Below are 19,993 nucleotides of genomic sequence, written 5' to 3' on the forward strand. Positions count from 1 at the left end.
TCGTAAGGCGAGAATTGCCTCTCCAAAAACCGTTCAGGCTTGAATTGCAGCGGTTCTGGATACAAATCTTCCCGGCGGTGGGTTAAATAAATTGAGCCGAAAACCACCGTACCCGGTTCGAGTTGATGGCCCATTAGTTCCACGGGTTCCCGCACTACTCGCGGAAATGTCAGCATTCCCACTGGGTAAATTCGCAGTGTCTCTTGACAAACTGCACTCAGGTAAGGCAAGCGGGAAATCTCCATTGGGTCGGGGTTTTCGCCCAAACTGTCCAATTCTGGCAGCAGTTTCTGGCGTACCGAGGGCAAACTGTGAATCCAGTAAAAGGCCCAAGCTAGCGCTGTTGCTGTGGTTTCGTGGCCAGCAAACAACAGCGTCATTAATTCGTCGCGCAATTCTTCATTCGTCATTGGTTCGCCGTTTTCGTCGCGGGCGGCCATCATTAAGCTGAGAATGTCGGTACGATCGGCATTTGGTTGCTGTTTGCGCTCTTCTATTTCGCCGTCCATCAGTTCGTGAATTTTTTGGCGCTGCTGTTTCATGCGTCCCCAAGGACTCCAAGGGCCCCAATCTTGCTGCAACCAGGGCAGAAATAGGATACTCGATCGCACCGGAGAGCCGGTCATATCGATAATTGAAGCCAGCAGCGGGGAAAGTTGCTGCAACCGCGGCCCTTCATTCAGTCCGAAGACTACTTGCAAAATTACCCGCATGGTGATTTCCTGCATGGCTGTGCGGGCGACAAAAGGTCGATCGACCTTCCACTTGCTAGCAACATCTTGGGTAATATCGCAAATTTGCTGGCCGTAGTTTCGCATCCGTTCCCCGTGAAAGGGTGGCATCAATAATTGACGTTGCCGTTTGTGCTTTTCTCCGGAGATTACAATCATCGATTGTTCCCCCAGGACTGGTTTGAGAATACCGTTGATATCGCCTGGAGCATCAAGCGCCTTGCTGTTGAGCATTTCCTGGATCGCTTGCGGGCTGTGGATCATCACGAAGGGTTCAAGGTTGCCCCATCGAGTCGTGAAAATCTCCCCGTACTTTTTGGCGTTGCCGTCCATGTATGTCAGCGGATCGCCAATCCATTGAATTAGCTGCAAGAAGCGGGGGGTTTTGGGACCGTCAGGTAGGGTCATAAAAATTATGGCGCTGTTAGAGGACGCGGGTAACATCCATAGGAATCCCGCAGAAAGCGGGTTGTACGCTCTCCCATAATTTTAAGAGATTATTCTCGAACGGTACTCACAATGTCCTGTCCGAGCTCTGTAAAACGGACTGTTTTAATTTGCCAAGGAGCATAACTGGTTAGGGTTTGGCGCACGCCTCCGAACAAACCTAACATCTGACAGCTTGACAGATTTTGCAATTTCTGGCGCGAATTCCCTGAGGCCCGTAAATCTACGGTAGCGATGCCGAGGTCGCGATCGATTTTAAGCCGATAACCAACTAAACCCAGACTAGCGAAAATCTCCTGCTTTAATACTTCATTAACGGCCGATGACATTAACTGGTTATCTGGGCCTGTAACTGTTGCTGGCTTCAGACTTTGACAAAGATTGTCTACCTCATAAACCGTAACTGTAGCTGTGCTTTCTGGTACTTTGGTACTCGGTAAAACCGAGCTAACAGAGTTAGAGGGCTCCGGTGGGGCCGATCGACTATCAAGTTGATTGCCGGTTAGCTGTAGGTGCGGGAACTGACGGGTTCTTGCTGAGGGTTGGCTCTGGTTTTCGGCTGATTTAGCTGCTGCATCGTAGCTAGAACAACTGCTACCCCCGATCAAAATTAATCCAGTCGCTAAATACCCGAACTGTTTGCAGATAAGGTTCATAACTTTTTAATACTCAACTAAACGTCAGTGTAGGTCGGGCAGAATTTTGGTGGTAGCAAGCACTTAATCCCTAATTACACTCACTTAGAAGTATTTCCGCAGTATGAAGACGAAAATAAGTTCAGAGTTATTGTTTAATAGTCCGGACAGTTTTTAGATCGCAGCCTGAAACCCTTGATTTACCCGAAAGCGTATCGTGTGCCTCGTTAGCGTAGCCCTCGCAGAGGATCGCCATGAAACCCTGATTCTACGGTCGGCAATCAAAAATGTCCGAAATATTGCTTGCTAATACCTTTATTTTAGTGTTAGATTACACAAGAGGGGTATCTCCCCTCATTGGTGCAACCCTGCCGTCTTCGTATCTCCGCAGATCGACCTCGCGATTTAAATCACAAGTTAGATCAAATACCTTGTCAGTGGTGTGATGTACCCGATGCAAATTTAGCTATTCCAAGGTCTGAGGTAACAGCCTCTTTCCGGTTGGCGAAAGCTTGAGTTTGATAGTAGTAATGACGACAGAATTTAGAGTTGGCCACGTATTGTGGCATGGTTCAACAACCGCGCCGAAAGCACCGCGATAAGGAATGTACAAGTAGCGAACAACATACAGAAGATTTCAGCAAACTGAAGTACAAAAAAAACTGGTTTCCGTAAGGCTGCACCTGTGAGTGTCGGCCATGATTCCGAGTTTCTGATGTGCAGTCGATCGAGCTGAAATTTGCTGTGATTTGGATCTCTAATTAACTTGCGTATCAAGATTATTATCGCAGAATCAGGTGCTTTTTGTAACAAATTTACTAAAAATCGAGCGAAAACATGATCGAACAGCAATTAACAAAAGTTTTGGCGACAGCAGCGATCGCCCTGTGCGCTCTGACAGTGGCTTCTGCGCCAAGTTATGCCCGGCCGACAGTGGGGGAAAGCGGATTTTGGTGCAGCACCTCGACAGGTGCGCCGGTGACGCTGTACCAAAACCCTCAAGGTGCAGTAGAGCCTTGGATTGAGTGGACTTCTGATTATTTTTCCGGTTCGGGCTACGATCCGGCAACTCGGTGTCAATTGGTCAGCCAACGCCTCGAAAGCTATCGCCGCAACCGAATGCTGAGGTACATTACCGTTGGTCAGATGAACGGCCAAAATGTCATCTGCACGGCGAATCAAGTCAATGGTGTGTGCCAAAATTTGATTTATACCCTGCGGCCGGGCCAAGACCCGATCGGCTCTTTGTATAATTTGTTAGCTTGGCGTCAAGGACAGGTGGGGATGCCCTCTACGGAGGAAAGCAGCCAAATTCCTTACATTGATGTGAGAGAAAAGCTAGGGGAAAAACTAGGGGAAAATATGGGCGATCGGGCGCAACTGCCCCCTTTTTCTGGGCCCTCGGAACTGCGGTAAAGACTGGAAAATTGCCAATCTCATTGCCAATTCCCGGGGGTGACGTGGAAAACTTGGCGCGACAGGCGACGATACGCATCAAGACCTCGAAATCCTCGGGTTCTGGGGCGATCGTCCAGCGCCAGGGACAAACGTATACTGTGTTGACTAGCTGGCACGTTGTGGCTTTCGACAAGGGCGATCGCACAATTATCACGAGCGACGGCCAGATCCACCAACTGTTGGGAGTTCCGCAGCGACTGGGCGATACGGATCTGGCGATCGCTAAATTTCGCAGCGCGATCGAGTATAAAGTAGCGCCGATTGGCGCGCAGCAGCCAGCGGTGGGAGAGCCGCTGCTGGCGGCCGGATTCCCTGCGGAGACTGGGGCGTTGGCCGTAGCGCAGGGGTTCGTAGAACTGCTGCTGCCAAAATCTTTACCTGAAGGCTATAGCTTGGGCTATACAAATGAGGTTAAAATTGGCATGAGCGGCGGCCCGATTTTTAATGCCAAAGGTTTCTTGGTTGGGATTAACGGTCGAGGTAAGTATCGAGATCCCGGTTTTGGCGTCTATGCTTTTGAAGATGGAAGTGAACCGACGCCGGAATTATTGGAAAAGATGGTTAAATCTAGTTGGGGAATTCCTATCAGTACATATTTGCAGTTCGTCTCGTCTCATGTGGAGAGTTAGCGATGAATTCGTGGGGTTTGCGGTTTGATGCGCTGACAGTCATTTTGACCGGTGCAGTAACGGCGGCAGCAATTGTCGGCCCACAATATGCTGCTTGTGCTAAAACAGCCCAAGAAGTTGCGGAGCTAGCGATGTTCACAACTGTAGAAGTGAACAACACGCTGGGTTTTGCGGCTGGTGGCTCAGGAGTAATTATTGCTAAACAGGGGAATATTTACACTGTTCTGACGGCGAATCACGTAGTGGCAAGTCTCGCCCAAGAATACAGCATTCGCACTCATTCGGAAAAAAGCTATACAGCAATCAGAATACAGCGACTCCCGAAAAACGATCGCGATATAGACTTAGCTTTGATCCAGTTTCAGAGCCGAGATCGGTATCCAGTAGCGCCGATCGGTGAATCGCAACGTGCTGTTGTCGGTTCTACTATTTACGTTGCTGGCTATCCGCTACCAGTCGCCTCTGGATCTGAAAGAAAACTCGAATTTACTGCTGGTATTATCTCTTCTCGCGTCGGTCGCGCATCATCCGGGTACGGATTGCGCTATCAAGCTGTGACAAGGCGTGGGATGAGTGGCGGGCCTGTATTTGATGCTGATGGCAGGGTTGTGGGAATTCACGGCCAGGGTGATACTGTTGGTACGGTGCAGAGCCAGTGGAACGGTCAGACTGAGGAAATTAAAACTGGGTTGAATGCTGCAATCCCGATCGATGCTTTTACGGCGTTGCGATCGCAAACCAAGCCTAACGGGTTTGATATTCTCAGCAATATTGCCATCAACCGCAGCTCTCCCCAAACTCAACCGAATCTCCAGCGGGGGGGATTTGTGTGCGATACCTCAACAGGAGAACCAGTGACTGTATATCAAAATCCCCAAGGGTTTAGAGAGCCTTGGATTCGCTGGAATTCTAATTTCTTTTCTAGTGCTGGCTACGATCCTCTGACTCGCTGTCAACAAGTGACTCAACGCCTAGATAATTATAACCGCAACAAACAGCTTAATTATGTCACTGTCGGTCTGGTAAACAATCAAAAAGCGATTTGCACGAGCAGCCGGATTAACGGGCCCTGCGAAGGTTTGATCTACACGTTGCGCCGCGATCAAGATCCAGCTCCTGCACTTAGCACTTTCTTCGTTTGGCTGGCGAATCAAAAGGCTAGACCGTCTCTTTTTGAAAGCGGCGCTCCGATTTATATTAATCTTGGGGAACGACTAGATGTAGATATTGCCGAACCCTAAAGAAACAGTTTGTAGTGCGGACTTCAGTCCGCTTTATGCTGCGGACTGAAGTCCGCACTACAAACCTTACTTATTGGAGTCAATCGATCGGACGCGATAGAAAGGTTGCGCTCAGAGTAAAAAAAGCAGATAGCCTTTCGGCTTCGCTCAAGGTAAAAAGAAGGAAGACGGAAGAAGGAAGAGGGAATAAAATTAATGGTTTCAGCAATCAACAAAGTTGTCACCGTTTTGGGGATTGCTATAAAAATTTGAGATATTTGACAGATTTATGATTCGACATAGCAGAAGTGATGATTTTTTGCAACACAAAAGCTATAAAATTACTGTTACTTAATCCAAGTCAAATTTTTCAGGTATAAAGAAGCATGACTGCAACTACGCCGAAGGCAACGTCAGCAATTCCTAGTTTTTGTGAAGGAATCCAGTATTTCTCGGAGAATGTGCCGGGTTTTGAGACTTACGGGAAAACACCTGCGATCGCCCAAGGAAGCAATTCGATCGCCGATCCAGCAGATCCAGCCGCCGTCTTTCAAACGATGCTCGGAGCAGACGCCCTGCGCTACTTAACGCTGCAAATCACAGCCAGCAAGGCATCGGGACATCCGGGGGGTTTTGCCAGCCAAGCTGAGGCCTACGCTGCGTTGGTGATGTTGGGACACAAGAACATTGTCACCGAAGTCGGGCACCACGCGCCAGGATTTTATAGTGCCATGTTTCTCGATCGATCTTTAGAAGACATGGGAATTACCAAAGTACAGCAAGCGCGCGATAAATTCCGCGAAAAAGACGGTTTGTTAGGACATCTTTCCGGTTTCATTCCCGGCCTTTTAGCACCAGCCGGCCCCCTCGGACAAGGACAGCATTTCGCAATGGCGGGCGCACTTTTGCACCCCGACAAACTGTTTCCTTTCACGATGGGCGACGGTGGGATGGGCGAACCCTATCCGATGAGCAGCATGGGACATTTCCACACAGCTTATCCGAAAGCTACTAACTTTTTGCCAGTGTTAGTTTGGAACGGATATTCCCAAGAACATCACAGTATGGTTTCGACTAAAACCAATGCTGAAATGATTGCTTATTGGCAAGGAAACGGTTTTAAAGAAGTCATCTTAGTTGACGCTAAGGAATTTGATGACAAAAATCAACCGGAAGCTTATGTTGACAGCACGGCTTTTTCCCTCGAACAGCGGATGGCATTTACCAAAGCTGTTTTAGAAGGAGTTGACAAAGCAGCCAAATCTGCTCTCGGCGGCAAATTAACTGTGTTTATTATCAAACAGTTAAAAGGTGCAGGCGTACACGCATTGGGTGCAAAATCTCACAACCTTTATCCGAAAGATACGCTGGATGCTCCGCACATTGTCAGCGCCTTAAAACAGCGGGCTTTGACTGCTGAGGCATGGCAGTTGGTGCGGACAAATTGCGAGCGCGCGGGCGGCGGGCCTGCTGCGAAAACCGTTGTTACTGAGTTTACATTGCCGCTGGCAGATTTGGGCGAGTTGCCTTTAGAAGAATTTGCGGTTGGTGGAGAAGCGAAGATTTCGACAACTGCAATGGGACGTTTGGTGGGAACTGTCGGCGAGCGCGATCGCACTTTTCTTGTCACCAATGCAGACGGCAACGAAGCATCGGCAATTGCCAACATCAACCAAGCTCTCAAAATCATTCACCCGACGACGGATGATTTGTACAATCAATCGCCCAACGGTCAAGTTTACGAACCTTTGAGCGAAGATGCTTGCGCGGGTTTGGCAGTAGGATTGTCGCTATTTGGAGCGCGGAGTTTGTGGTGTTCCTACGAATCTTTTGCCATCAACGGTTTACCAATTTGGCAAACTGTAACGCAAGCAATGGCAGAATTGCGCCGTGCAACTCCGGCAACTGTCACCTTATTTACAGCGGGTGCATTGGAGCAAGGCCGCAACGGTTGGACGCACCAACGCCCGGAAATTGAGGCTTATTTTGCGGCGATGATGCGTAACGGAAATGTGTTTCCTTTGTTTCCACCGGATGCTAACAGCATTCAAGCTTGTTACGATTGGGCTTTGAGTGCCAGAAATAAGGGAGTTGTGATTACTGCGAGCAAGTCGCCGCTGCCAATTCGTACTACTTTTGCACAGACTCGCCAAGGTTTAGAAGATGGTGGAATTGTGTTGCACGAAACAACCGGAAATAAGAAAGTTGTGTTTGCTGTTGTCGGCGATATGACTTTAACGCCGGTGTTTGAAGCGGCGGCATCATTGGAGAAAGAAGGCTTGGGAGTGCGGATTGTTTCTGTTGTGAATCCCCGCCGTTTGTACCGTTCCAGCGATGTTGCTTGGAATACTTGTTCGGAAGCTGACGGTGGCTTTTTGAGCGATGAGAAATTTGCCGAAATGTTTGGTGGAGATGCCTTGATTGGCGTGACAGGCGGTGCTTCTGGGATGTTGGAGCCGGTGATGCTTCGCAGCAATTGTCCGCGCGATACTTTCGCTTGGAAGCGGGGGGAAACGACTGCTAGTGCTGGTGAGTTGATGGCGTTTAATGGGTTGACGGCTGATGCTTTGACGAAAAGGGCGATCGGGCTAGTTGGTTAGGTTATAATTTTCAAGTCTCCCGGTTTGTTACCGGGAGATTCTTAAGGATTGAAAAGGTATGTTGTTGCGATGCAAGCGCTGTTTAATAATCCAAGAAAGAGCGCTTAAGCGCAACTACGTACCAAGAAAGGTATGTTGTTGCGATGCAAGCGCTCTTGAATAATCCAAGAAAGAGCGCTTAAGATTGTGGCAAAGACTGCCCGGACGACAATCGTTTAATGCCTTCCATCGCCGTAGTTTCTCCAGCTTTATCGCCGCCATCGCGGGCAATTTTCAAAGCTCGCTCGTAGGAGTTGAGAGCTTTAGGATATTGACGGAGACTTTCATAAATCGCGCCCATATTGTTAAACAAGCGTCCCATACTTGTCTTGTCACCGATAGCTTCAAACATCGGTATTGCTTGCTGAAAATAGATCAACGCTTGAGTATCTTTGCCTTGTTTGCGACAGGTAAGTGCCATGTTGTTGAGGAGGCGGGCGACGCCAGCCCTGTCTCCGATTTCCCGGCGAATTGCTAAGGCTTGATGGTAAAATTCCATCGCTCTGTTAAAGTCGCCGATGTTGTAATAGACGCCGCCCATGTTATTGAGGGTACGGCCTAAATCGCGCCGATCGCCCTCTGTGGTGCGAATCGTCCGCGCTTGCTGGTAAAATTCGATCGCCTTTGCGTAATTTACCTGCTCTGCGTACACTGCCGCGATGTTGTGAAAAGATTCTGCTATTTGAATTTGGTCGTTGGCAATTTTTGCAAGTTCCAAAGCTTCTTGGTGCAGTTTCATCGCTTCGTCAAAATTGTCCGCAAGTCGGTTGACGAAACCGATGAGATTGAGAGTGTGGGCAATGCGGGGCCCTTCGCCGATTTCTCGGTGAATGGCTAAAGCTTGTCGCAAAACTTCCAAAGCTTTGGACTGCGAACCCATTTCGGTGTAAACTTCCCCGATATTGTTGAGGGTTTCTCCGATTCCCGGTTTGTCGGCTAGTTGCTTGCGAATTGCCAAAACTTGCTCAAAAGTCTGGATTGCTTCTCGAAACAAACCCTCACGGTGCTGTTTGACTCCTGTTTCAAAGAGTTTGTCTGCTTCCGTTTTGGGATCTGTTGCTTGGGCACGCGGGGCGAAGCTATCCCGTAGGGAATCGCCCGATCGAGCTGGCCTGGCATTTATAATAGGGGCAAATGCCCGAGCGTCTGAAATTTCCAGCAAGCTGAGTGCGGGCGATACCACAATACTTATAGCTGCGAGATAGCTGAAGCGGTAAGAGTGGCAATACACCGATCGAGTCCTCCAAAAGCCCATTTATAAATAAGATAGACCTCTTTGGGGTGTTTCTGCCAAGTTTTTTTCTGTGTCGCTAGCCTCTGATACCAGTTTCAACAAAGAATGCAACTTTAAGCAAGTTGCAAACTCATGCACAAGCAGTCAATTCCACTTCTTCAATCCAAAATCGAAAATGGCTTGGCTTGGCTTATGTCTTACCATAAAGAATTGGTTGAAAGCCCGCCCGATCGGGAGAAATTAAAATCAGACTATTCATTACTCCAATACTCGGACTTAAGGGTAGAGGTAGCTCTCAAACTGTCAACTGTCAACTGTCAACTGTCAACTGTTGAACAGACTGCCATAATCAGCGGCATATAGTTGAGAGCGGAGATGACAGCAAAGTTTTTGCTCGGTGGAAGCGATATTTTTTCTGGACTGTGCAAGATGATGTCCTGTTTGTCAACTGTAATCCAAGCAATTCCTGACAAGACTTGAACTTCTCGATGATTTTGAGGCAACCTATACACCTCGTTTTTCATGAGGATTATGCGATCTGGCGCTGCACATTCGGAATATCTTTGAAGCATAGCATCTCCTTTGGAATTAATTATCCAAAATCAACAATTTCCCCGAATTTTCTGGCGGGCTGGTTTATCAAAATCTTGGCTGCTCGCAAACAATCGAAACTCCCCCACACAAGCAATAATCTACTATTGGCAATAACGCCGATCGATCCAAGCGCGTATTTCGTCATCTGTCGCCGCGCTCTTAGAGCGACCAGTCGCGCGATCGCAACCGTGCCAGCAAGTGTTACCATTGCGATCGCAGGTTTGCCAAATTCTGACCTCGTTTTCGCCAGCAGCGGCGGTGAGCAAACCTTGCCAAAGTTGATTGATAGCTGAAAAGAGCGATCGGCTTTTTGGCTTTTTGGCATATTTAGCTCGCTCGTTAATCGAAACAACGCTTGTTTTTTCGGGATACCGCACTTTTTCGTAAGTTGACATAACAAACACCTTCAAATTCTTAATTAAACAAAAATTGCACAATCAAAAATCGCAGCTAAAAGGAAGCAATAACTTGCTCGCAATTACAGCACTTTTGATAGCTCTGCAACTCCTGTACAATTAAATCTTTTACCTGATAAATCCACCCTAGCTCTGGGCAAAACAACAATCAAGTCATTACTTGCATAGGTTGTATGAATAAAATCGATAGATAAATATACCAACCGCACCCGACAGTTAGTAGGACGTTATTAATTGCTGAAAACCTTGCCTTCGAGTCCTTTTTCCTGGGAGCATCTCAGTTTTTCAAGAAGCATTTTTTAAAGAGCGGACTAAAGTCCGTACTACGAACCTTTTTTGAGCGGAACACTGTAAATGCACAACTGAGATGCTTCTTTTTTCCTTCTTCCCTCTGTCAACTGTCAACTGTCAACTGTCAACTGTCAACTGTCAACTCTTCCTTCTAGGAAACGCTATGAATGACATCAACACACGGCGGATGAAACTCTCCCAGATTCAGGCTTTGATAGCAGTAGCCGACTGTGAAAACTTTAGCGAAGCGGCTTTGCAAATGGAACTTTCACAATCCGCAGTCAGCCACGCCATCGCCTCTTTAGAAACAGAATTGGGTGTGCAATTGTTCCATCGGGGGCGACACGGTGCTCAACTGACGCCGGTGGGGGAAAGAGTGGTGCTTCACGGGCGTCAAATTGTGCGATCGTTAGAAATGATGGTAAAAGAAGCGGATTTAGAAAAAGGTTTGCAGGGAGGCCAGGTGCGGATAGTGACGTTTCGCAGCGTCGCAACTCATATCCTACCGGGTATTATTGCTCAATTTCGCGATCGCTTTCCCAAGATTGCTGTCAGCATTACCGAAGTCTATTATACCCAGGCTGTGGAGGAAGCTTTGCGATCGGGCAAAGCAGACATCGGCTTTGTTTCTCTTCCCATCTCAGATGAATTTGAAAGTAGAGAAATTTTGCGGGATAAATACGTTGTGTTGTTGCCACCAACTGCTAAATTATCAAGTGGAAAAATTACTTGGGAAGAATTAGCAAATCATCCGCTGATTTTGCAGCCGCCTGAAACAGCTTGTTCTATACCGCTACGCAAATATTTAGCAACTTCGGAGTTTCCCTTAAATATTGCTTATGAACTCAGCGAAGATTCAACTATCGTCAGTATGGTGATGGGCGGTTTGGGTGCTACAATTATGCCGCGTTTGGCGGCCGAACCGATACCTGCTGAGGTAAAAGTTTGCAGTTTACCGGTGGCTTTTGAAAGGGTAATTGGAGTGGCTGTTTTGAAGGATGCGCTGTTAATTCCGGCCGTGTTTGCGTTTTTGGATTTAGTTAAAAGTGCGACAGAGATTGAATATGATACTGATTTTCCGATTAATCCTTCATGATAAACCTAAGTTATTGGTTATTGCATAGATTTGGATTTTTTGACCGCAGATCTCAGCGAATGAACAAGGATGAACGCGGATGGGATTTTATCTGCGTTTATCTGCGTTCCTCTGCGGTTAAAAAAAATCTAGCTCCATAATTACGAACAACCAATAATATCAATCAACCGTCAGTGTTCTCTCTCACCCAGTTGCGTAAATTCACCTCCGCTTCTACCTCATCTACCTGTGCTGCTGCCAAAAATTCGTAGAGCTTGGACTTGGGGAGAATCGGAAAAGTGGGGCTAACAGATACTTCCAAATACTCATCATTCTCCAGCTTATAAATTCGCCATTCTCTACCATCGTACCGCCACAACTCCGGTACTCCCATACTGGCATAGAGAGCAGGCTTGTTAATATCAGTATGGGTGATATCTATTTCTACGACTAAATCGGGTGGCGGATCTGTTGCTAAATCTACTGTACGACCGGCTACGAGGGGCTGATTTTGGATGTAATAGGCATTATCGGGTTCTGCACCGCGCTCTAGATCCGATCGATCGAGGGTTGTCGAACCCATTGTTTTTATCTTTAAACCTAGTTCTCTCACCAAAATCCGAATCAAAAACTCGATTAAGCGTGCTGAAAATTCGTGTTCTTCTAAAGGCATGGTAATTTCTAAAGTCCCTCGATCGAATGTCAATGTAGCCGCTCGTTTATCGCCCAAAATCTGGAGCAGTTGTTGATAACCCTCCCAAGTAATATCTCTAAACACCACTCGCTGTTCGCCTCGGAGTAACGGTGGTGCGATCGGCGCAACAGAAATCATATTTTTTTACTTCCAGCTATGATATTTCTAGGATAACAGAAGGAACAGGCTTTCCGGCCTGTTCCACAATTAATAAAATTATTGATTGTGGAACGGGCCGGAAAGCCCGTTCTTAAAAATAGTCAACAAATTTTATTTACTCTTATACCAATTTTTTATGAGGCTGCTCCCGAATCCGATCCCCCCTAACCCCCCTTAATAAGGGGGGGACAAGATTCCGCTCAAAGTCCCCCTTCTTAAGGGGGATTTAGGGGGATCGAGATATGTGCAACTTCACATTAAATTGGTATTATCTGTTCTCTGCCGCAAAATGAATTCAGCTAACGCCAAATCAACGGGCGTTGTAACTTTTAAATTTGTCTCTTCCCCCTCCACAATTTGCACTGGTAAACCGCATTTTTCAAACAAAGCTGCATCGTCTGTAACTTCCCAACCTTTCTCCCGCCCTTGTTGGTGACACTGCTTTAACAATTTCACTTCAAATCCTTGGGGAGTCTGGGCTGCCCATAAATTGCTTCTGTCCGGTGTGTCTCGCACGATTCTAGACTCATCCACCACCTTAATCGTATCCTTGACCGGGACGGCGACAATCAAGCCCGGACAGCTTAAGAGAGCTGCTGAAGATCGATCGAACAATTCAGGAGTTGCTAAACACCTGGCGCCGTCGTGAATCAACACGCGATCGGCATTTGGCGGCAAGGCCTGCAAACCGTTGTAAACTGACTCTTGCCTGGTAGCCCCTCCTTGAATCAGTTCCACGGGCTTGAGCAAAGCTAAATCGCCCAGAATTGCCTTAAAATCAGGAAAATCTTCAGGCTGGCCCATAATGCCGATCCAGCTAATCTGCTGCGAAGCTTCAGCGGCGGCCAAAGTCCAACTCAGCAAAGGTTTTTCCAGCAAAGTCAGCAGCAGTTTGTTCCGCTGACTACCCATCCGTCGCCCCGAACCCGCCGCAGGAATTAATAAGTGCATTAACTAACCCTTCTTCACCCAACTAGGTATATATTAAAAGCGTCCTGTAATTTTCAGTCAGTTGTTTTGCTGTCAGCCAGTAGCTTTTAACGTCTTAAAATACTATAAGCTGATAGCTGAAAGCCGATCGCTGAGAGCTACCTCGATAGATAATAGCCCGATCGTTTATGATGCGAATACTAGCACTTGTCCCAGGCGGGATTGGCGACCAAATTTTATTTTTCCCTACCCTTGATGACCTCAAGCAGTCTTATCCTGAGGCTCAGATTGATGTCATCGTGGAACCGAGGGCGAAGGGCGCTTACCGAGTCTGCAAGTCTGTCAAAGAAGTCTTGACGTACAATTTCAAAGATCGCAATGCGATGGCTGATTTGGGAAATTTACTGGGCGTAATTCGCGATCGCGAATACGAAGCAGTTGTTTCTCTCGGCCAGCGGTGGACTGTAGGACTTCTGCTGTGGCTGACAGGCATTCCCCAGAGAGTTGGGTATTCTGGAACCAACGGCGCTCGATTTCTCACCGATTCGGTACCTCTGAAAACAGACCAGTACGCGGCTTCAATGTACCACGATTTGCTCCAAGGATTCAACATTAACAATCCAAGTCCTGCGATCGCAATTAGTGTACCAAAACAGGATATTCAGTGGGCGGAAGCCGAACAGCAGCGGTTGGGAATCAAAGAAAGCGGTTACATTCTAATTCACGGCGGTTCGAGTCAGCTAGCTTTGTCTAAAGGTATTGACAAAATTTACCCAATAGACAACTGGCAGCAAATCATCAAAGACTGCCAGCAGCGGCAGCCAAATTTACCCGTTGTGGTGGTGAAAGGGCCCGAAGATGAAGCCTTCGTGAAAAAGTTAGTCGAACTCTGTCCGAGTGTAAAAGTTATCTCGCCGGATGATGTCGGCAAGTTGGCGGCCACCATTGCTGCTGCTAATTTGATGATGTGTACTGACAGTGCGCCGATGCACTTAGCTGTGGCGGTTCAAACTTATACAATAGCTTTGTTCGGCCCGACTGAACCTGCAAAATTGCTGCCCAAGAGCGATCGCTTTTTGGGAATTAAATCTCCTACTGGTAAAATGGCTGACATTTCTCCTCAAGAGGTTTTGAAGAAAGTTTGGGGAGGCTAATTTAAGAGGGCGGGTTTTGTACGGGAATTATCTGTTGTCTGGAAGTTGGCTTGCTTAACCCGCCCCTTGTATAGTCTTTATCAAAAAGATGAGGCAGAAGTTTAGATTTTAGATTTTAGATTGAGGGATTGAGGGATTGAGGGATTGAGGGATTGAGGGATTGATTGGTCAATACTTCATCTTTCGCTCGCTCCACTATATACTGAAAAACTGCGATTATTCTCCACCGCGAAGAAGCTTTATTGAGTGCATCTCAATGCAAGCAAATATATCTGTAGGGGCGAAGCATGACCGCAATCAATATGGGATTATAACTAATAACTTATATCCGGTCATGCTTCGCCCTCTTCAAAAACCAGATGCACCCACTTTATTGATGGCTGAAGATACTTTCAAAAAGTCGAAACAGCCGGAAACAAAGAAATTAGATCAATAAATTTTGAATTCGGAACAAGCAGAAATTGAGCAAAGGAAAGAGTGGCACCAAGCTTAGTACAAGCAGTAATTTAGCTCCACCAAGCAATATGTGACACCAAGCCACAACACAAAACAAGTGATAGGAATCACAGGGTGTCAATTGTTCAGGAAATAATTGCTTCACAAAAGCCTGAAATCTAGCTAATAAAAAAGTGGTAACAACCTTCGTATAACATTAATATAGCTCGAACAGGGCTGTCAGAAGTTGTCTGAATTCACATCATTTCATTTTTTACGTAAAAATACTGTAGACAATTCAGCAGCGCTACCTCTAAAGTATGAGAATCACTACAAAGCTATATACAGGGGTAGTCAATGATCTTGAACAGCTTGGAATCAAACACAACTCATAAATCAAAGGCAGCCGGGGACGAGTTCATGAGCATTTTAACAAAGAAACTTGAAGCGAAAGAACTTGAGAAACGAGCAAAAAATCTACAGCGCAATTCCTTGGGATTAGGTAAAACTTATCTTCGGATTTTAGAATCTGGAGGGTATCTGGGCTGCTGAGCCGAAATTTCATCCTAATTTCATTTGGCAGTGAAAGACTAGGTTGAGGAGATAAATTTTAGCTCTTGGTCATTGCTTAGCAGTCGTTTCTTGAAAAATGCTAATAAGTAGCTCCGGTTAATTCGGTTGACTTACTTCTTTTGGCAAAATACCAACCGCTAAGCCTGTGGCACTCAACCTCATTTCCTGGAAAATGCCAACGATGATATTTCACAAATATTCTCAATCTCCGGCAATTATTAGCAGCTTTTCAATAACTTTGTTAAGCCTAATTTTGCTAAATTCTCCTACCGCAGTTTTCGCCCACGCGGGACACGGAAATGAATTTCACCAAAGCGGCGAAACAACTCAAACTCCTGCTGCTATTTCTGTAGATGCCGAAACAGCAAAACGGTTGGGAATTAAAGTCTCTCCGGCTACCCGACAGCGACTAGATATCGGCATCAAAACCACAGGACAAATTGAAACTTTGCCAAACCAAAAGGTAGAAGTAACGGCTTCGGTAGCTGGCAAAGTGGTAGAGTTGTTAGTTAAGCCTGGAGACAAGGTATCAAAAGGTCAACCGGTTGCGGTTTTGTCGAGTTCAGAATTAGGACAGTTGCGCGTTGAATCTCTCTCGAAACGAGCGGAAGCTGAGGCAGATTTGCAGCAAGCACAAGGCGATTTGAAACTAGCACGAGAAAATTACGATCGCCAAATTCAAATCTCTGAAGCAGAAATAATACAAGCCCAAACTCAACTGACAGCGGTAACTAAGCAGTACCAACGAGAGCAAGAATTAGTAAACAAGCGTTCAGTTGTCAAAGTTGCTAAGGAAAATTATCAACGTCAGATTGAAATAGCGCAAGCAGAGATAGCGCGGGCGGAAACTGAACTGACTGTGGCTAAGGAACAGTTCGATCGCGATCGCGAGTTAGTTGCGTCAGGGGCGATCGCGCGGCGTACAATGCTAGAGTCGCAATCTCACTTCGCCGAAGCCAAAGCCAATGTTGCCAAGGCAAAAAGCCGTCCCGAAGTTATTAAAGCCGAAACCGAAATTAAACAAGCCGAAGTAGATCTGCCGGTGCGGGAATTGCGCGATTCCCAAGGCAAGGTGGCAGAGGCAAAAGCTCAACTCACCAAGGCTCAGAGCCGCCGGGAAGTGCTGGAAGCCGAGAATCAGGTCAAACGCGCCAAAACAGCCGTCGCAGTCGCTCAGTCGCGCATTCGCTTAGCCGACGCAGCCTATCAAGCGCGGCTGCAACAATTAGGCACTGTTGCGAACGATCGAGGACTTGTCACCGTAATTGCTCCGATTTCTGGTACGATTGCCGATCGCGCCATCACCCCAGGAGAGTCTGTAAGCGCTGAAAAACCGTTGATGAGCGTCTTAAATGACAGCCGGGTTTTTGCCACCGCCAACATTTACGAAAAAGATTTGAATCAGGTAAAACAGGGCCAGGAAGTCAGGGTAAAAGTTGCTAATTTGGGCGATCGTATTTTCAAGGGAAAAATCACCTTAATTGGCTCATCCGTGCAAGGAGAAACGCGAGTTATCCCAGTGAAAGCAGAATTAGATAATAGTAACGGCGAGTTAAAGCCGGGATTGTTTGCTGAGTTGGAAATTTTAACTAACAAAAATGTTACTAATGTTTTAGCAATTCCGAGTACAGCGGTAGTAGATGTTAGCGGTAAAAAAACCGTTTACGTCCAAAATGGCGATGCTTATCAAGCGGTTGACATTGAAGTCGGTCAAACTGCGGGGGATTTAGTAGAAATTAAGAGCGGTTTATTCGATGGAGATTTGATTGTAACCCAGCGGGCGCCTCAACTTTACGCACAATCTCTGCGAGGCGGTAGTAAGCCATCAACCAGTGAGGAAAAGAAAGAGGTAAGTCCTAAGGTAACAGAGGTTAACTTTAATAATTTGCCTGTGTCTTTATTGTGGGCGGGAGTTGGGGGAGGAATTGCGATCGCATCCTTGACTTTCACAGCCGGGGTATTTTTGGGAAAACGGCGCAAATTTCCAGCACTAGCAGCATCTCAAAGTCATGCCAAAAATGGTTTTTCTACCTCCGCAGTGGCAATCAATGCGAGTAAAGTAGATGAATTGCCGCATGATGACAACCACCGTGTTAAAAGCCAGGAGGCAGAAACCCAGAGTTTAAAGTAAAATTTTTGTTTACAAGTAATCACCTTGTCTGAGAGTTGATTCATTTATCTGCATCTAGAAATCTGTGCGATTCTTCTCGATCACAAATATACATCATAGGTTTTTTACGCCCTTTGAACTGAGCGCGCATGATTACTCGTTTTGAGCGCTTTGGCGGGACTGGATTGTAGTCTGTTTCGCCAAAGTTTTTTAGAGTTTGTGAGTATTTGTTGGGTGCTTTCATAATAACTATGATGAACATTCGATTGGTTATTTAAAGGATTTGTAAGGTGCGTCGCTACGAGATTGTCGTTTTTTTTGAGGATTGTAGATGGCGACGCACCCTACAGCTACTGACAGCTTACATAACCCTTAAACCAAGAGGGCTGAAGCCCAACAACGTCCGCGAATCTTTCTGAGAACCGCTATAACTTATAAATCAGACTTAAAAGAGAAACGATTTCATCCTAATTTCATTCTTGGGTGTCAATCTAGATTGAATGGCTATTTAACTGTCAACTGTCAACTGTCAACTGTCAACTGTTTAAATGTTCAGCACTATTCTGAGATGGGTAATTAATCGCCGCTGGCTAGTCGTTCTCGCCACCATTATTATTAGCCTTTGGACATTATATATCATCCCCAAAATGTCCCTCGATGTCTTCCCGCCTTTTGCACCGCCGCAAGTCGAAATTCAGACAGAAGCACCGGGCCTCGCACCGGAAGAAATCGAGTCTTTAGTAACACTCCCGATCGAAAGTGCGATTAACGGAACTCCGGGAGTAACAGCAGTGCGATCGTCTTCGGCTGTCGGTCTTTCTGCGATTAAGGTAATCTTTGATTGGGGAACAGAAATCTATCAAGCCCGCCAATTAATAACCGAAAGGTTGCAGCAAGCTCAAAGCAAACTCCCGGCTGGGGTAGAAACACCACAAATTTCTCCGACAACTTCTCCGGTTGGTTTGGTAATTACCTATGCTTTTACATCAGAAACTACTCCGCTGATGGAAGTGCGCCGTCTGGTAGATTGGCAAGTCACAAATCGCCTTTTGGCAGTGACTGGTGTTGCTCAAATCGTGGCTTACGGCGGCGAACAAAGGCAGTATCAAGTATTAGTCGAACCTGCTAAGCTAAAAGCTTTTAATGTGTCCTTGCAGCAAGTTGCAGAAGCGGCGAAAGCTGCCAATGTTAACGCACCGGGAGGCTATTTAATTACACCGGATAAAGAAACGTTAATTCGAGGCGTGGGGCGGATTGAATCGGTGGCAGATTTGCAGCAATCTGCGATCGCCTCTCGTCAAGGAACACCCGTCAGAATTGGTGATGTCGCTGATGTCAAGATTGGTGCTGCAATCAAGCGGGGAAACGGCAGTTTTAACGGCAAAAAAGCTGTGATTGTGATGGTAAACAGACAGCCCGTTGCCGATACTCCGACGGTAACGAAGGCGGTTGAGGCGGCAATGGCTGAGGTACAGCAAGCTTTACCTAAGGATATTAAGGTGACAGTGACTTTCCGGCAGGAAGAGTATATCAACTCTTCGGTGGAAAATGTGCGATCGGCTTTAGTGGAAGGCAGTATCATTGTCACCATCATTCTCATCCCGTTTTTGATGAATTGGCGCACTCTGACGGTGGTTTTGCTCGATTTCTTCCTAACTTGGCTGTTCGGGCTGCTAGCGATGTATTGGCTGGGTTTGGGATTGAATACGATGACTTTGGGTGGTTTGTCGGTGGCGATCGGCACTGCGATCGACGATGCGATTGTTTATGCTGAAAATACCTACCGCAATTTACGAGAAAATACGGCTTCTGAGCATCCGCGCCCGGTGATGGATGTGATTTTTGATGGCTCTCAAGAGGTGCGCGATTCGTTAATTGGAGCAACGGTAATTGGGATTGTGGTGTTTTCGCCGATTTTTACTTTGCCGGGTGTAGAAGGTCGAATTTTTACGCCGATGGGGATTACTTATTTGGTGGTTGTGGTGATTTCTAGTTTAGAATCGCTGTTCGTTTCTCCGGCGCTTTGTGCTATTTTATTGCCGAACAAACGCATGAGTGCCAAGGAACCTTGGTTGCCGAGATTTTGCAAGCGCATCTATCACTTTTTTATCCAATTATCAATGCGGTATTCAGCGATAGTTTTAGTTTTAGCTGCTGCTAGTATGGTGGCTGCTTTAGTTATTTTGCCTTCCTTTGGACGGGTGTTTTTGCCGGAGTTTCAGGAGCAAACTTTGGTGAATACTATTCTGCTTTATCCGGGGGTGTCTTTGGAGACGACGGATAGCGCGGCTTTTGCGATGGAAGATGCACTTAAGGACGATCGCAGATTTGAATACGTGCAAGTGCGATCGGGCAGAGCTCCGGGCGATGCTGATGCTGCGGGTGTCAATTTAGCTCACATCGATATTGGTTTGAGCGAGGAAGGAATGAAAAATCGGTCGAAAACTTTGGAGTATTTGCGGCAGGAATTTGCGAAATTGCCGGGAGTTGCACCAAATATCGGCGGTTTTATTTCTCACCGGATGGATGAGGTTTTGTCCGGTGTCAGAAGTCAAATTGCTGTGAAAAT

Annotated in this window: 17 protein-coding genes; 10 read left to right on the plus strand and 7 right to left on the minus strand. The window is 46.7% G+C overall.

Annotated features, from left to right (window positions below; all coding sequences use genetic code 11):
* A partial coding sequence (locus tag JGK20_RS27015; RefSeq protein ID WP_293232775.1) for a cytochrome P450 occupies positions 1-1,139 on the minus strand: 1,139 nt, incomplete at its 3' end.
* 89 nt (positions 1,140-1,228) lie between these two features.
* Positions 1,229-1,834 carry a hypothetical protein gene (locus tag JGK20_RS27020; protein ID WP_293181050.1) on the minus strand — a complete coding sequence of 202 codons (606 nt, stop codon included), beginning with the start codon at positions 1,832-1,834 and terminating at the stop codon, positions 1,229-1,231.
* A gap of 816 nt (positions 1,835-2,650) precedes the next feature.
* Between JGK20_RS27020 and JGK20_RS27025 the strand changes: the two genes are divergently transcribed.
* The 5 genes from JGK20_RS27025 (at position 2,651) to JGK20_RS27045 (ending at position 7,720) form a co-directional block, all read left to right on the plus strand.
* Positions 2,651-3,229 (plus strand): COP23 domain-containing protein, encoded by a 579-nt coding sequence (locus tag JGK20_RS27025; RefSeq protein ID WP_293181053.1) that lies wholly within the window; start codon positions 2,651-2,653, stop codon positions 3,227-3,229.
* A gap of 11 nt (positions 3,230-3,240) precedes the next feature.
* Positions 3,241-3,900 carry a serine protease gene (locus tag JGK20_RS27030; protein WP_293203224.1) on the plus strand — a complete coding sequence of 220 codons (660 nt, stop codon included), beginning with the start codon at positions 3,241-3,243 and terminating at the stop codon, positions 3,898-3,900.
* A 2-nt stretch (positions 3,901-3,902) separates the two neighbouring features.
* Positions 3,903-5,141, plus strand: coding sequence for a COP23 domain-containing protein (locus JGK20_RS27035; protein ID WP_293232777.1), 1,239 nt, complete (start codon positions 3,903-3,905; stop codon positions 5,139-5,141).
* Positions 5,142-5,176: 35 nt separating this feature from the next.
* Positions 5,177-5,413: a hypothetical protein gene (locus JGK20_RS27040; RefSeq protein WP_293201035.1), complete on the plus strand. Its 237-nt coding sequence runs from the start codon at positions 5,177-5,179 to the stop codon at positions 5,411-5,413.
* Between the two features lie 93 nt (positions 5,414-5,506).
* Positions 5,507-7,720 (plus strand): phosphoketolase, encoded by a 2,214-nt coding sequence (locus JGK20_RS27045; RefSeq protein WP_293206750.1) that lies wholly within the window; start codon positions 5,507-5,509, stop codon positions 7,718-7,720.
* Between the two features lie 178 nt (positions 7,721-7,898).
* On the opposite strand, the gene JGK20_RS27050 is transcribed toward JGK20_RS27045, so the two are convergent.
* The 3 genes from JGK20_RS27050 to JGK20_RS27060 form a co-directional block, all read right to left on the minus strand.
* The gene (locus JGK20_RS27050) at positions 7,899-8,990 is read right to left on the minus strand and encodes a tetratricopeptide repeat protein (RefSeq protein ID WP_293232779.1); all 1,092 of its coding nucleotides are present in this window, start codon (positions 8,988-8,990) and stop codon (positions 7,899-7,901) included.
* 320 nt (positions 8,991-9,310) lie between these two features.
* The gene (locus JGK20_RS27055) at positions 9,311-9,565 is read right to left on the minus strand and encodes a hypothetical protein (RefSeq protein WP_293181071.1); all 255 of its coding nucleotides are present in this window, start codon (positions 9,563-9,565) and stop codon (positions 9,311-9,313) included.
* 123 nt (positions 9,566-9,688) lie between these two features.
* Positions 9,689-9,982, minus strand: a complete 294-nt coding sequence (locus tag JGK20_RS27060) for a hypothetical protein (protein WP_293191035.1) — start codon at positions 9,980-9,982, stop codon at positions 9,689-9,691.
* Between the two features lie 475 nt (positions 9,983-10,457).
* Here JGK20_RS27060 and JGK20_RS27065 point away from each other — a divergent pair, with 475 nt between their 5' ends.
* Positions 10,458-11,390, plus strand: a complete 933-nt coding sequence (locus JGK20_RS27065) for a LysR family transcriptional regulator (RefSeq protein WP_293206748.1) — start codon at positions 10,458-10,460, stop codon at positions 11,388-11,390.
* Positions 11,391-11,553: 163 nt separating this feature from the next.
* On the opposite strand, the gene JGK20_RS27070 is transcribed toward JGK20_RS27065, so the two are convergent.
* Both JGK20_RS27070 and ispD read right to left on the minus strand, forming a co-directional pair.
* A complete protein-coding gene (locus tag JGK20_RS27070; protein WP_293196839.1) occupies positions 11,554-12,201 on the minus strand; it encodes a Uma2 family endonuclease in 648 nt (215 codons plus the stop codon).
* Between the two features lie 273 nt (positions 12,202-12,474).
* On the minus strand, positions 12,475-13,173 hold the full coding sequence (gene ispD / locus JGK20_RS27075) for a 2-C-methyl-D-erythritol 4-phosphate cytidylyltransferase (RefSeq protein ID WP_293232781.1): 699 nt from the start codon (positions 13,171-13,173) through the stop codon (positions 12,475-12,477).
* A gap of 170 nt (positions 13,174-13,343) precedes the next feature.
* On the opposite strand from ispD, the gene JGK20_RS27080 reads away from it, so the two are divergent.
* The 4 genes from JGK20_RS27080 to JGK20_RS27095 form a co-directional block, all read left to right on the plus strand.
* Positions 13,344-14,306 (plus strand): glycosyltransferase family 9 protein, encoded by a 963-nt coding sequence (locus tag JGK20_RS27080; RefSeq protein ID WP_293181175.1) that lies wholly within the window; start codon positions 13,344-13,346, stop codon positions 14,304-14,306.
* Between the two features lie 256 nt (positions 14,307-14,562).
* Positions 14,563-14,742, plus strand: coding sequence for a hypothetical protein (locus JGK20_RS27085; RefSeq protein WP_293181086.1), 180 nt, complete (start codon positions 14,563-14,565; stop codon positions 14,740-14,742).
* A 753-nt stretch (positions 14,743-15,495) separates the two neighbouring features.
* Entirely contained in the window at positions 15,496-17,445 is a 1,950-nt protein-coding gene (locus JGK20_RS27090; RefSeq protein ID WP_293232785.1) for an efflux RND transporter periplasmic adaptor subunit, read from the plus strand.
* A gap of 527 nt (positions 17,446-17,972) precedes the next feature.
* Positions 17,973-19,993 (plus strand): efflux RND transporter permease subunit (locus tag JGK20_RS27095; protein WP_293232783.1); only part of this gene is annotated, 2,021 nt, incomplete at its 3' end.

This window comes from Microcoleus sp. PH2017_05_CCC_O_A, assembly GCF_020738785.1.
Taxonomy (GTDB): domain Bacteria; phylum Cyanobacteriota; class Cyanobacteriia; order Cyanobacteriales; family Microcoleaceae; genus Microcoleus.

Coding starts and splice junctions, on each gene's coding strand:
- JGK20_RS27020 (WP_293181050.1), bottom strand. CDS start 1,834: ATGAACCTTATCTGCAAACAGTTCGGGTATTTAGCGACTGGATTAATT.
- JGK20_RS27025 (WP_293181053.1), top strand. CDS start 2,651: ATGATCGAACAGCAATTAACAAAAGTTTTGGCGACAGCAGCGATCGCC.
- JGK20_RS27035 (WP_293232777.1), top strand. CDS start 3,903: ATGAATTCGTGGGGTTTGCGGTTTGATGCGCTGACAGTCATTTTGACC.
- JGK20_RS27040 (WP_293201035.1), top strand. CDS start 5,177: ATGCTGCGGACTGAAGTCCGCACTACAAACCTTACTTATTGGAGTCAA.
- JGK20_RS27045 (WP_293206750.1), top strand. CDS start 5,507: ATGACTGCAACTACGCCGAAGGCAACGTCAGCAATTCCTAGTTTTTGT.
- JGK20_RS27055 (WP_293181071.1), bottom strand. CDS start 9,565: ATGCTTCAAAGATATTCCGAATGTGCAGCGCCAGATCGCATAATCCTC.
- JGK20_RS27060 (WP_293191035.1), bottom strand. CDS start 9,982: ATGTCAACTTACGAAAAAGTGCGGTATCCCGAAAAAACAAGCGTTGTT.
- JGK20_RS27065 (WP_293206748.1), top strand. CDS start 10,458: ATGAATGACATCAACACACGGCGGATGAAACTCTCCCAGATTCAGGCT.
- JGK20_RS27070 (WP_293196839.1), bottom strand. CDS start 12,201: ATGATTTCTGTTGCGCCGATCGCACCACCGTTACTCCGAGGCGAACAG.
- ispD (WP_293232781.1), bottom strand. CDS start 13,173: ATGCACTTATTAATTCCTGCGGCGGGTTCGGGGCGACGGATGGGTAGT.
- JGK20_RS27080 (WP_293181175.1), top strand. CDS start 13,344: ATGCGAATACTAGCACTTGTCCCAGGCGGGATTGGCGACCAAATTTTA.
- JGK20_RS27085 (WP_293181086.1), top strand. CDS start 14,563: ATGCAAGCAAATATATCTGTAGGGGCGAAGCATGACCGCAATCAATAT.
- JGK20_RS27090 (WP_293232785.1), top strand. CDS start 15,496: ATGATATTTCACAAATATTCTCAATCTCCGGCAATTATTAGCAGCTTT.